8 protein-coding genes and 1 pseudogene are annotated in these 12,330 nt (G+C 72.8%); 5 read left to right on the top strand and 4 right to left on the bottom strand.

From position 1 onward, the window contains the following. Nucleotides 1-339: 339 nt before the first annotated feature. Nucleotides 340-2,121, top strand: a complete 1,782-nt coding sequence (gene treZ / locus ACY5KJ_RS10290) for a malto-oligosyltrehalose trehalohydrolase (RefSeq protein WP_462203260.1) — start codon at nucleotides 340-342, stop codon at nucleotides 2,119-2,121. Nucleotides 2,122-2,449: 328 nt separating this feature from the next. On the opposite strand, the pseudogene zapE reads toward treZ, so the two are convergent. Then, a pseudogene (gene zapE, locus ACY5KJ_RS10285) lies at nucleotides 2,450-3,572 on the bottom strand (cell division protein ZapE). A 140-nt stretch (nucleotides 3,573-3,712) separates the two neighbouring features. Between zapE and ACY5KJ_RS10280 the strand changes: the two are divergent. From ACY5KJ_RS10280 to ACY5KJ_RS10270, 3 genes are all read left to right on the top strand, one after another. After that, a complete protein-coding gene (locus ACY5KJ_RS10280) occupies nucleotides 3,713-4,516 on the top strand; it encodes a pyrimidine reductase family protein (protein ID WP_462203259.1) in 804 nt (267 codons plus the stop codon). 158 nt (nucleotides 4,517-4,674) lie between these two features. Next, a complete protein-coding gene (locus ACY5KJ_RS10275) occupies nucleotides 4,675-4,992 on the top strand; it encodes a hypothetical protein (protein ID WP_462188057.1) in 318 nt (105 codons plus the stop codon). Nucleotides 4,993-4,997: 5 nt separating this feature from the next. Next, the gene (locus tag ACY5KJ_RS10270) at nucleotides 4,998-7,202 is read left to right on the top strand and encodes a hypothetical protein (protein WP_462188056.1); all 2,205 of its coding nucleotides are present in this window, start codon (nucleotides 4,998-5,000) and stop codon (nucleotides 7,200-7,202) included. 35 nt (nucleotides 7,203-7,237) lie between these two features. Here ACY5KJ_RS10270 and ACY5KJ_RS10265 read toward each other — a convergent pair whose 3' ends face one another. The 3 genes from ACY5KJ_RS10265 to ACY5KJ_RS10255 all read right to left on the bottom strand — a co-directional run bounded on the left by ACY5KJ_RS10265 (nucleotide 7,238) and on the right by ACY5KJ_RS10255 (nucleotide 10,409). Beyond that, the gene (locus tag ACY5KJ_RS10265) at nucleotides 7,238-8,482 is read right to left on the bottom strand and encodes a sulfate adenylyltransferase subunit 1 (RefSeq protein ID WP_462188055.1); all 1,245 of its coding nucleotides are present in this window, start codon (nucleotides 8,480-8,482) and stop codon (nucleotides 7,238-7,240) included. Next, nucleotides 8,482-9,387, bottom strand: a complete 906-nt coding sequence (cysD, locus tag ACY5KJ_RS10260; RefSeq protein ID WP_462203261.1) for a sulfate adenylyltransferase subunit CysD — start codon at nucleotides 9,385-9,387, stop codon at nucleotides 8,482-8,484. The genes ACY5KJ_RS10265 and cysD overlap by 1 nt, the downstream gene beginning before the upstream one ends. 209 nt (nucleotides 9,388-9,596) lie before the next feature. After that, nucleotides 9,597-10,409, bottom strand: a complete 813-nt coding sequence (locus ACY5KJ_RS10255; RefSeq protein ID WP_462188053.1) for a 3'(2'),5'-bisphosphate nucleotidase CysQ — start codon at nucleotides 10,407-10,409, stop codon at nucleotides 9,597-9,599. Between the two features lie 35 nt (nucleotides 10,410-10,444). Here ACY5KJ_RS10255 and cysC point away from each other — a divergent pair. After that, on the top strand, nucleotides 10,445-12,330 hold a 1,886-nt coding region (gene cysC, locus ACY5KJ_RS10250; RefSeq protein ID WP_462203258.1), incomplete at its 3' end, for an adenylyl-sulfate kinase.

Below are 12,330 nucleotides of genomic sequence, written 5' to 3'. Positions count from 1 at the left end.
GGCTGTAGAACTGTTGCGATCCCTCGTAGGGGCGATGAGGACCCGAAAATCAACGCGCAGGTGGGACGGCGTGTCGTAGGCCCGGCGGAGGGGCGGGACTGCAGCGAACCTCCGGTCGAACATCACGACGACGAGATCATGGCATAACGGTGCCATCCGATCAAGATACGGAGGCATCGCACGGCGGTTGCCCTCCCTCCGGTCGGACTACCTCGCTGCCATCTCGGTGCCATCCGGCTCGGCATGCCGGGCAGCCGGGCGCCTTCGGCCGGGGACCGATGTCGTCACCATTGTCGCCGTCACGGCGTGTCCGACGGCTCTGACAGGTAGACAAGACCGATGAGCACCCTCCGGCTGTGGGCCCCTGAGGCGAAGACGGTCAGCCTAGTCGTGGCGGGCTCCGCCGGCGACTCGACGCACGAGATGACCGCCGGGAAACGGGGGTGGTGGTGGGTCAACGTCCCGTCCGCGAAGCATGGCACGGACTACGCCTTCCTGCTCGACGGCGGCAGCGAGGAGCTGCCCGACCCCCGATCGGCCCGGCAACCGGGGCCGCTGGGGGTTCACGGCCGGTCGCGGCTGGTTGACCACTCGGCCTTCCCCTGGACCGACGGGACCTGGCGGGGCATCGCGCTGGCCGGCAGCGTGCTCTACGAGCTGCACGTCGGGACGTTCACCCCGGAGGGCACCTTCGACGCGGCCATCGGCAAGCTCGACCATCTCGTCGAACTCGGCATCGACGCCGTCGCACTGCTGCCGGTCAACGCCTTCCCGGGCCGGCACGGCTGGGGCTACGACGGCGTCGGTCTGTACGCGGTGCACGAACCCTACGGCGGCCCGGACGGGCTCAAGCGCTTCGTCGACGCCGCGCACGCTCGCGGCCTCGGCGTGATCATGGATGTCGTCTACAACCATCTCGGCCCGGACGGCAACTACCTCGGCCGCTTCGGCCCCTACTTCACCGACCGCTACAGCACTCCGTGGGGCCCCGCGGTCAACCTCGACGCCCCCGGCTCCGACGAGGTCCGCGCGTTCATCATCGACAGCGCCCTGTCCTGGCTGCGCGACTACCACTGCGACGGGCTGCGTCTCGACGCCGTCCACGCCTTTCAGGACAGCCGGGCCCTGCACCTGCTGGAGGAGATCGCCGAGGCGGTCCACCGGCTCGGCGCCCAGCTGCGCCGCCCGCTGTTCGCCGTCGCCGAGTCGGACCTCAACGACCCGAAGCTGGTCGCCGCACCCGAGGCCGGCGGGTACGGCCTGGACGGGCAGTGGTGCGACGACATCCATCACGCGCTGTGGGCAACCCTGTCCGGCGAACGGCAGGGGTACTACGGGGACTTCGGTTCGATCTCGACCCTCGCCCACGCGCTGACCAGTGGGTTCGTCCACGACGGCGGCTACTCGACGTTCCGCGGGCGCTCCCACGGCCGGCCGATCCCCCCGACCACGCCCGCCTACCGGCTCGTCACCTTCCTGCAGAACCACGACCAGATCGGCAACCGGGCCGCCGGCGACCGGGCGTCCGCCACGCTCAGCGACGGCCTGCTCCGGATCGGTGCGGCCCTGCTGCTCACCTCGGCGGTCACCCCGATGCTGTTCATGGGCGAGGAGTGGGGTGCCCGCACCCCCTGGCAGTACTTCACCGACCACACCGCCCCCGGGCTGGGGGACGCGGTGCGGGAGGGCCGGCGCGCCGAGTTCGCCGCCCACGGCTGGGAGCCGCAGGACGTTCCCGATCCCCAGGACCCGGCGACCTTCCAGCAGTCGAAACTCGACTGGTCCGAACCGGGCCGGGAGGGTCACTCCGACCTGCTGGACTGGCACCGCCGGCTGATCGCGCTGCGTCGCCGGCTGCCGGCGCTGACCGACCCGGCGTGGTCCTCGGTCGCGTGCACCTTCGACGAGGAGGCCCGCTGGCTGGTGGTCCGTCGCGGCGACGTGGCGATCGTCGTGAACCTGGCCGCCGAACGACAGGCCGTCCCCCTCGACGGCGTCCCGTTCGACGCCCCGGCCGCATCCGCCCACGGGTTCACCTACATGCCGGGACGGGTGGAACTCGACGGCGAGTCGGTCGTGATCATCCGCCTGCTCCCCCCGGCCGAGCCGACCGCCGGCTGACCCGTCAGCGCACCGGCCGTCAGCGCACCGAGCGCACCACGCGCACCAGCCGTCAGCGCACCGGCCGTCAGCGCCGGGTGTGGTCCCTGGACAGCACGAAATAGAGCCCGCCCAGCACCGCCAGCCCCACCAACAACACCATGACGAGCAGCACGACGTAGGTTCCCATGCACCCATGGTCGCAGGCCCCGGCACGACCGCCAGCGGGTCACCCACGCCCGGAACGGCGAACAGATACTCCGGCAGGTCCGGCGTCCGGACCGCCGGCTCCGACACCCCACTCGGGTGCGGCGGCCGCACGTTCGGGCCGCGCGCCCGGCCTGGTGCGTCAGCCGGGCAGCATCCTGGCGACGCGGCCCGCGGTGCCGTTCCCCGCCGCGGCGTCCCGGGCCAGCGCGCTCAGCCGGGACATGGCCCGCTGGTACTTCTTGCGATGCGGCCCGGCGAGCAGCTCCGCTCCGAACAGCTCCCCGAAGGGCACGCCGGAGGCCACGACCGGGACCGACCGGTCGTAGAGCCGGTCGGCGAGGACCACGACCCGCAACGCCACCGCCTGATCCTCGACCGGCGCGACCCGGTGCAGGCAGACCAGGGTGACCCCGGCCACGAGCGCGCCGTACCGGGAGGGGTGCAGTCCGGCGAGATGCTCGCACAGCGCGGCGAATCCGTCCTCGGTCGCCCCCTCCTCGGCAGCCGCCCGCGCGCCGACCTCATCGTCAGTACACGGCGGGGGCGCGGCCGGAAGACCCCGGTGCCGGTAGTCCTCCCCGTCCACCCGGAGGATGTCGAACCTGGCCGCCAGACCCTGGATCTCACGGCGGAAGTCGGCGGCGGCGAACCGACCGGCACCGAGGTCCTCCGGCTGGGTGTTGCTCGTCGCGGCCAGGTGGACACCGGCCTCGACGAGCCGGGTCAGCAGGCTGGACACCAGCACCGTGTCGCCGGGATCGTCGAGCTCGAACTCGTCGATCGCGACCGCGCAGGCCCGCGAGAGCCTGCGCGGTCGCGGCGAATCCCAACGCGCCGACCAGGGAGGTCAGTTCGACGAACGTGCCGTACGCCTTCGGGCCGGGCACGGCGTGCCACAGCGAGGCGAGCAGGTGGGTCTTGCCGACACCGAAGCCGCCGTCGAGGTACACCCCCGGCCGCATTCCGGACGGGCCCGGCGCCCCCGCCCCCCGGGTCAGGAGCCCGAACAGGCCGCCCTTCCCGGAACGGCCCGCATGCCCGGAACGGCTGGAACGATCTGAACGGCTGGACCGCCCGGAGGAGGCGGTCAACCGGTCGGCGAAGGCGGACAGCGCCATGACCGCGGCGGCCTGGCTCGGCTCGGCCGGATCGGGCAGGTAGCCGGCGAACCGGACCGTGTCGAACCGGGGCGGCGGGACAAGCGCCGCGACCAGGTCCCCGGGTGGCACAATCGGCCGGCGATCGACGAGACGCTGCGCCACCCGCCCAGCGTACGGAGACGCCCGTACCCGTCGCCCCGGCCGGCGGTATCGCGGCCGACGTCACAACGCATGGGTTCGCCGCCGACCTGGGTTCGCCGCCGATCGGATGACCAGCACCGTCGCCCGTTACAGTCGGCCCGGTGCGGCGCATCTTCCCGGTTCCACCCCCGTTCGCCGGTTCCGCGGGGGCCGCCGGGCTCGCGAGGAAGGCCGAGGAGGCCGTCGAGGACATCGAGGACATCGAGGACATCGATCTCGACGAGGCGTACGCCTACCCCTCGTCCGCCGCGCACACCCCCTACATCCGGGCGAACTTCGTGGCCTCGGTCGATGGGGCCGCCGAGGTGGGCGGCCGCTCGGGCCCCCTGGGCGGGGAGGCCGACCTGCGGGTCTTCCGGTTGCTGCGCTGGCTCAGCGACGTGGTGCTGGTCGGTGCCGGGACCGCCCGGACGGAGAACTACGGGCCGGTGGTCATCCCGCCCGAACGGCGGGAGCGGCGCGTCGCCGCGGGGCTCGCGGCGGTGCCCCCGATCGCGGTCGTGACCGCGACGGCGGGCTTCGACCCGGGTGCCCGGCTGTTCAGCGGGGAGATCCGACCGGTGCTACTGACCTGCGAGACCGCACCCCTCGACCGACGTCGGCGGCTGGCGGCGGTCGCCGACATCGCGATCTGCGGCGGCAGCGCCGTTGAACCCGACCTCGCCGTCCGGGCCCTGGCGGAACGGGGAATGACCCGCATCCTCACCGAGGGCGGTCCGCTGCTGCACTCCCAGCTCGCCGCGGCGGGCCTCCTCTACGAGCTGTGCCTGACGATCACCCCGGTACTGGCCGGGCCGGGCCGGCTCGGGATCATGAAAGGCGAGCCGTGGCCGGCACCGGCCGCGCTCACCCTGACCCAGATCCTCGCCGAGGACGACGTCCTGTTCCTGCGTTACCGGCGCTGAACCGGCGTTACCGGCGCTGGCCCGGCACCGGCGTCATCCACAGGCGACCGGACCGGCACCTGCGTCATCCACAGTCGCGTCGCCGCGCGGGCGCGAGCGGGCGGGCCGCTGTTAGCGTCGCCACCGGTGAACCTGATCACGATCTGGGTGGTGTGCGCATGACGGTGCCCGAGGGACGTCGCGCGACGGTGGCCGTCGCCTTGGCCCAGGCCCGGCGTGCCCGGCTGGACGTGGCCGCCGCGCTGGAGCGGATCTCGGCGGTCGGCGCCGAGGCCTGGGAGGGTCGTCAGGCCGAGATCTGGCAGCGCCGGATGCGGCGGCTCGCGGCGGAGGCGGCCATGGCCCTCGATCGGTGCGTGCAGGCCTGCGAGACAGCGTTGCAGGTCCGCGGGACAGCGTTCGTTGCGGCAGGCCCCGGCGGGCCGATGTCCCCCGTCCGATCGGCGGGCCCCGGCGGGCCGCGGAAGGTCGGCTGACGCGCATGCCCGGACCAAGCGACCGGGTGCTCGTCGACCCCGATCGGATGCGTGTGCTGGTGTCCAGCGTGACCGAGGCCGGGGAGCTGCTGCGCTCCTGGTCTCGCGCCCTCGCCGCGGCGTTGGCGGATGCCGGGCTGCCGCTCGACCCGGCGGAACGGCTCGGCGCGCTGGAGGACGAAGTCGAGGCCGAGGTCACCATGCTGCGGCGCCGGCTGCGCCTCGCCGAGGGCGTCGACGACGGGATCGGCATCACGGTCAGGCCGACGTCCGCCCCGATTCGGCAGCCGGTGCCCCGCGAGGCGCCGGGCATTCCCGGTACCTCCGAGGCGCTCCGCACCTTCGAGCAGGCCGTGGCCGCCGGACGGGCGTTGGCGCACTCGCTGCGGGGGGACGGGCCGGGCCGGCACGGATCAGGCCAGGGCGGAACGGGCAGAGGCGGATCAGGGCTGGGCAGAACGGGCAGAATGGGTGGAACGGGTGGAAACAACTCGGGCATGGTCACCCCGCGTGACGCGCTGACCGTGCTGCGGTCCCGGATGAACGATCCGGGCTTCGTCCTGGGCTTTCACGACGCGCTGGGACCCGACGGGCTCGCGCGGCTGCTCTACCGGGTGGAGGGACTGTCGCGGGGGCCGATGGTCCACCGTCCACCCGAACCGCTCGGCTTCGACCGGCGGGAGGCGGAACGGATCCTCGGCACCACCCTGGCCTCCTACAGCCACCGGCGAACTCTCGGCGCCGCCTGGCTCGGCCGGTTCAACACCGCTGGGAGGACCGACACGGCCGAGACGGTCCTGCTGACCCCCCTGCTCGCCTCGGCCCGCCTCGACAGCGCGCTGCTGGACCGGCTGGGCCGGATGGCCTTCGGGCCGGGTGACCGACCGGGTAGCGGGCCGGGTAAGGGGCCGGGTGACGCCGCGGCCGCCCCGTCGGCGCCGCACGACGTCGGCCTGCTCGCCCCCGCCGCAGCCGGGCTCACGAGCCGGGGCCGACCGACCGTCACCGACTACCAGGGGGTGCTGCTGGACGCCATCGCCGCGGCCCCGGCGCTGGCCGCCCGATTCGCGGCGGACCACATCGACACCATCCTGCGCGGCGCGGCCGTGCTCGCCCTTCCGCTGCCGGTGGATCTCGCGACGGCCCGATCCCTGGAAGATGCCTGGATCCGGCTGGTGGCCGCGGCGGGAAGCCAGGAGAGCCGCCGTGCCGATCCGCGGGCCTCGGCCTCGTTCGTCTCCCGGCTGGCCGGGGCCGTGCAGGCGACCGGTGATCGGCCGTTGCTCCTCCGGCTGCGGGCGGCCCTCGTCCCGGCGCTACGGACCTATCGGGACGAACTCTACGACGCCGTCACCGCCGTGGTCCCCAGTCCCACGGTGGACCCGCAGGCCGGGGCCGCGGCGGAGCAGTCCGCCCTGGTCGAGCTGATCCCGATCGAGGCGTGGGAGTCGCTGCTGCGGGAGGGCCTGCGCGGCGGGGCGCTGGCCGGTTTGCTCGCCCAGGACGTCGCGACCTACGGTCTTCGTCTCGAGGACCAGGTGGCCGCCTCGACCCAGGGCTGGAGAACGGCCCCCGGCGGGTATCCGTCGAGCCCCCTGGCATTGGGCTACCTGCGGGTCGAGCGCGCGCAGGCGTTCTTCGCCGGCGCCCTCGCCGATGCGACCGAGGCGGTGCTGCTCGACGTGCTCGGGGAGGTGGGCAAGTCCATCGATCCGACGAACCCACCGGGCACCTTCGTCCATCTGGGCGTCGGGGTCACCGTGGAGGTGATCGAGGCCTGGATCCGGGCACGGCACAGCGACCTGCCGACCACCCGCCCCGCCCAGGTCGTCGCGGACCTGCGGGACGCCTCCCGGGTCCTGCCCGGCTGGGCAGCGGCCTACGAGACCAGCGCCCGCCGGCTCTGGGCCCGCCGGGATCGTGACCCGCTCCGGCCGATCGCGGTGACCCCCGCCGGCGGGCCGTGCCGCGTCTACACCGGCGATCCGAGGGCCGACGGGTTCATCACCTCGCCGGCGGAGAACTTCCTCGACGCCTCGGGGAATCCACGTCCGTCCGCGCGGATGACGCCGACCCAGCGGCGTGCCTATGCCGCCTGGCTCGCGAGCCCGGCGATGGTCGCGAACAACGACCGCATCTCGTTCCTCGACGGCCGGGCCGGCAGCCGCGGATCCTCCCTGCCACCGGACTGGGGACGGCGGCCGGGCTGACCCCGGTTCTCCCCGGTTCTCCCCGTCACCACCGGCTAGATGATCATCCCGGCGCCGAGAGTGGTCCCGGTCGACTCGTCGATGAGCAGCACGCTGCCGGTGTTCCGGTTGCGGCGGTACAGGTCGTAGCACAGCGGGGACGTCGTCCGCAGGGCGATCCGGCCGATGTCGTTCAGACCCAGCGTCTCGACGGTCTCGTCGCGGTGCAGGGTGTCGATGTCGACGCGGTAACAGATGTCGGTGACCATCGCCCGTACCGAACGGGTGGTGTGCTTGATCCCGATCCGGGCCCGGCGGCGCAGCGGGGCGTCGACCATCCAGGAGACCATCAGGTTGAGGTCCTGGCCGACGGCCGGCTGGTTCATCGGCCGGGCGATCGTGTCTCCCCGGGAGACGTCCAGATCGTCCTCGAGCCGGATGGTCACCGACATCGGCGGGAACGCCTCGTCGACCGGGCCGTCGAACGTGTCGATGCCGGCGATCCGCGTGGTCAGCCCGGAGGGCAGGACGACGACCTCGTCGCCGGGCTTGAGCACCCCGCCGGCAACCTGACCGGCGTACCCGCGGTAGTCGTGCAGGTCGTCGTTCCGCGGCCGGACCACCCACTGCACCGGGAAACGCACATCGATGAGGTTGCGGTCGGAGGCGATGTGGAGCTCCTCCAGGTGGTGCAGCAGCGAGCTGCCCTCGTACCAGGGAGTGCTTGGCGACCGGGAGACCACGTTGTCCCCGCCCAGCGCGGAGATCGGGATCGTCGTGACGTCGACGATCTCTAGTTTCGCCGCGAAGTGCCGGAACTCCTCCTTGATCTTCTCGAAGACGTCCCGGTCGAAGTCGACGAGGTCCATCTTGTTCACGCAGAGCACCAGATGGGGCACGCGCAGCAGGGACGTCAGGAAGGCGTGCCGGCGGGTCTGCTCGACGATCCCCTTGCGCGCGTCGACGAGCAGCAGCGCGAAGTCGGCGGTGGACGCGCCGGTGACCATGTTGCGGGTGTACTGCACGTGCCCGGGGGTGTCGGCGAGGATGAACGACCGCCGGGGCGTGGCGAAGTAACGATACGCGACGTCGATCGTGATGCCCTGCTCCCGCTCGGCCCGCAGACCATCGGTGAGCAGCGCGAGGTCGACGTAGCTGTCGCCGCGCTCCCGGCTGGTGCGCTCGACCGCGGCGAGCTGGTCGGAGAACAGCGACTTCGTGTCGTAGAGGAGCCGCCCGATCAGGGTCGACTTCCCGTCGTCGACGGACCCCGCCGTCGTGACCCGCAGCAGCTCGGCCATCAGAAGTACCCCTCCCGCTTACGGTCCTCCATCGCCGCCTCACTGACCCGGTCGTCAGCCCGGGTCGCGCCGCGTTCGGTGAGCCGGGTGGCGGCCACCTCGGCGATGACCTCCTCGACGGTCGCCGCGGTTGACTCGACCGCTCCGGTGCAGGTGATGTCGCCCACCGTGCGATAGCGCACCTGCCGGGGCGCCGCCGTCTCACCAGCCAGGGGCCGGGTCAGCGGCGTGACCGCCAGCAGCATGCCGTCGCGCTCGAACACGTCCCGGCGATGCGCGTAGTAGATGGAGGGGATCTCCAGCCGCTCCTGGGCGATGTACCGCCAGATGTCGAGCTCGGTCCAGTTCGACAGCGGGAACACCCGGATGTGCTCACCGGGGCGGTGCCGGCCGTTGTAGAGCGACCACAGCTCGGGGCGCTGGTTCTTGGGGTCCCACTGGCCGAACTCGTCCCGGAAGGAGTAGACCCGTTCCTTGGCCCGCGCCTTCTCCTCGTCCCGGCGCGCGCCGCCGAACATCGCGTCGAACTTGTTGTCGGCGATGGCGTCGAGCAGCACCGGTGTCTGCAGCTGGTTACGCGAGGCCCCCGGACGGGTGTCTTCGGTCAGCACGCCCGCGTCGATGGCGGCCTGGACGGAACCGACCACCAGGCGGGCGGCGAGCTCCGCCGCCCGCCTGTCCCGAAACTCGAGGACCTCGTCGAAGTTGTGCCCGGTGTCGATGTGCAGCAGGGGGAAGGGCAGCTTCGCGGGCCAGAAGGCCTTCTGCGCGACCCGGAGCATGACGATCGAGTCCTTCCCGCCGCTGAACAGCAGGGCGGGACGCTCGAACTCCGCGGCCACCTCGCGGAAGATGTGGATGGCCTCGGCCTCAAGCATCTGCAGCTGGGTGAGCTCGTAACCCATCACCGGCACGCGACCCCCCCCCCGTCGAGGCGATGTGTCCCACCAAAGTAGCGGACACGGCGGCCGTGCCGGCGGTTTCGGCGACGTTACGCCCCTCACGGTGGACCCACAACCACGACCGACGTCATCCAGAACAACCATGGATCAACAATCGCTACCCTCTGCAACCACTCCGTGGCCACTCCGAGAGCACTCCGCGAGCACGCGCCTCAACCGCCGGAGCCCCCCGCGGCGCCGATCGCCCGGAGAACCTCCGATGCCCAGCTCGCAGCACAGATGACCAGGTCGGGCAGCAGCGGGTCGGGCTGGTTGTACCGCAGCGGCGAGCCGTCCAGCCGGCTGGTGTACAGCCCCGCCGACCGCGCGACCGCCACCGGGGCGGCGGAGTCCCACTCGTACTGGCCGCCGGCGTGCAGGTAGATCTCGGCCTCCCCGCGGATGACGGCGGCGGCCTTCGCACCAGCCGAACCCATCGGGACGATGGTGGCGCCTAGTGCCTCCGCGACCTCCGTGACCAGCTGTGGGGCCCGGGTCCGGCTGACCACGATCCGTGGCGGACGCGCCTCGGCCGGCCGCGGCGGCAGCCCGCCCGCGCTGGACAGCGTCAACCCGAGCGCCGGCAGCGCCACCGCGCCCGAGACGAGCTCGCCGGCCTGCCAGAGCGCGACATGCACCGCCCAGTCCGACCTGCCGGGTTCGGCGAACTCGCGGGTGCCGTCCAGGGGGTCGACGATCCAGACCCGCTCCGCGGACAGCCGCGCGACGTCGTCGACGCCCTCCTCGGACAGCACAGCGTCCTGCGGGCGGTGCCGCGCCAACGCCCGGGCCAGGAGCTGATGCGAACGCGCGTCCCCGGCGTCACGCAGGGTCGCGGGTTCGGCGAACCCGACCTCCTCCCTGATCCGCAACAGCAGTTTGCCGGCGTCCGTGGCCAGCCGTCGGGCCAGGACGTCGTCGTCGAGTTCGTCGGTCGCGATGTCGACCGGCACGGTGGACGGCGGGCGGGTGTCATCGGTGTTCATTGGGACGGAGTCTGTCACCAGCTACCGTCGCAAGTGTGAGTACCACCTCCCATCCCGCCCCCGGTCCTGATCACCACCCCAAGTCCGGTGCCAACGGTGCCGCCAGTGTGACCGGCGGGTCCGGTGTGACCGGCGGGTCCGGACCAACCCCCGTCCTGGCGACGCCGGCCCGGGTCGCGGAGCTGACGGCCGAGTCGGTCGCCTGGCCGTCGCTGACCCTGCGCCCGGCCCAGCTCGCCGAGCTGGAACTGCTGCTGCTCGGTGCTTTCGGGTCGGAACCTGGTTATCCCGAGGACCCCGAGATCAATGGCGTGCCGGTGCCGACCCTCATCGTCGGCGCGGCCGAGGCCGGCGCACTGACACCGAGCTCCACGGCGGCCCTGCGGGACACCGAGGGAGTGATGATCGCGGCGCTGCACCTCCGAACGACCATTCCCCTGCCGGACCAGCCGGGGGGTCCGGACGGGCCCCGGGTCCGGCTGGTCGGCACGGTCGAGGGCATCCGGCTGCCCCACCACCCCGATCATCCCGGCCTGCGGCTCACCCCGGCCCAGGTCCGGGCCGAGCTGCTCGCCCGAGGCTGGATCAGCCTCGAGGCGGGTTCCGGCGCGTGCTGGGCGGTGTGGGCGGACGGCCTGCTCCACACGGCGGACGTGGGCCGGATCCGGGCGCTGACCCGGCAGGGCAAACGGTGCGTCGTCCTCGCCCCGGCGGGTGGCGCCGATCCCGCGGACGCTGGGCATCACCTGCGGGTCCGTTGCCTGCTCGCCGCCCTCAAGGCGGTCGACGCCCCGTTGCGGGCCGCCGAGGCGACGCTCTCCTCGGAGGCGCTCGCCGCCGACGCGATCAGCCCGCCGGGTATTGCCGGCCGGCGGTCGGAACCGCCGCCGGACCCCTACCGGCGGCCGAAAGCCGGCAAGGCGGGAACGCCGGAGCACCGCAGCCTGCTGGTCCTCGTTCCGGTCATCCCGTCGGAGGCGCTGGCCACCCCCCGCGAACCGGGCATGAGCGCGACGGTCCTGAAAACATCCGCGAAACCGAGCGGCGCGGCGGCGGGGGTACCGGGCCCGGCCACGGCCGTGGCGCCCGCCCCCCCGGCACCCACGGACCTGGCGGACATTGCGTGGGCGGCGGCGGGCGCGGCCTGGACAGGCGTGGAGACGGCGGCGAGCTCCGCCGACGAACTGGCGAAACTCGCCGCCCAGCGGGCGCATCTGGCCAGCTTCTACGGCCTGACCGGCAGCCTCATCGGGCCGGCGATCGGCGCACCCGGGCGGATGGAACTGGCCTCGCTGCTCGACGCCGGCAACCCGATACCGGCCGAACTGACCCCGCCGACGGTGGCCGCGGAGCTCTCCCGCGCCATCCCACCACGTTCGAAGCGGGGCCTGGCCGTGTTTCTCACCGGGCTGTCCGGCTCCGGGAAGTCGACGCTGGCCGGCCTGCTCGTCTGCCGACTACTGGAATACGGCGGACGCCGGCTCACTTTGCTCGACGGGGACGTCGTGCGGGCCCAGCTGTCCCAGGGACTGGGATTCTCCCGCGCCGACCGCGACATCAACGTCCGACGGATCGGCTTCGTCGCGGCCCAGGTCGCGGGAGCCGGAGGCACCGCGGTGTGCGCGCCGATCGCGCCGTACGCCGACGTGCGCGCCCAGGTCCGGGGGATGGTCCGGGCCGCAGGCGGCGGATTCGTGCTGGTACATGTGTCCACACCGCTGGAGGTGTGCGAGGCGCGGGACCGTAAGGGGCTCTATGCCAAGGCGCGCGCAGGCGTCCTGCCCGCCTTCACCGGCGTGTCCGATCCGTACGAGACGCCGACCGACGCCGACGTCACGGTGAACACCGCGGAGCTCTCCGCCGAGGACGCCGTGGACCGGATCATCGACCGCCTACGCCACGCCGGCTGGCTGGCCAGCTA

The organism is Frankia sp. CcWB3, from assembly GCF_977927595.1.
This window is presented reverse-complemented; position numbering and strand designations above follow the sequence as displayed.

What these genes read in the sequence shown, in the direction of transcription:
- cysD (WP_462203261.1), bottom strand. Translation starts at nt 9,387, where the DNA reads ATGGGTTACGAGCTCACCCAGCTGCAGATGCTTGAGGCCGAGGCCATC.
- treZ (WP_462203260.1), top strand. Translation starts at nt 340, where the DNA reads ATGAGCACCCTCCGGCTGTGGGCCCCTGAGGCGAAGACGGTCAGCCTA.
- ACY5KJ_RS10275 (WP_462188057.1), top strand. Translation starts at nt 4,675, where the DNA reads ATGACGGTGCCCGAGGGACGTCGCGCGACGGTGGCCGTCGCCTTGGCC.
- ACY5KJ_RS10255 (WP_462188053.1), bottom strand. Translation starts at nt 10,409, where the DNA reads ATGAACACCGATGACACCCGCCCGCCGTCCACCGTGCCGGTCGACATC.
- ACY5KJ_RS10270 (WP_462188056.1), top strand. Translation starts at nt 4,998, where the DNA reads ATGCCCGGACCAAGCGACCGGGTGCTCGTCGACCCCGATCGGATGCGT.
- ACY5KJ_RS10265 (WP_462188055.1), bottom strand. Translation starts at nt 8,482, where the DNA reads ATGGCCGAGCTGCTGCGGGTCACGACGGCGGGGTCCGTCGACGACGGG.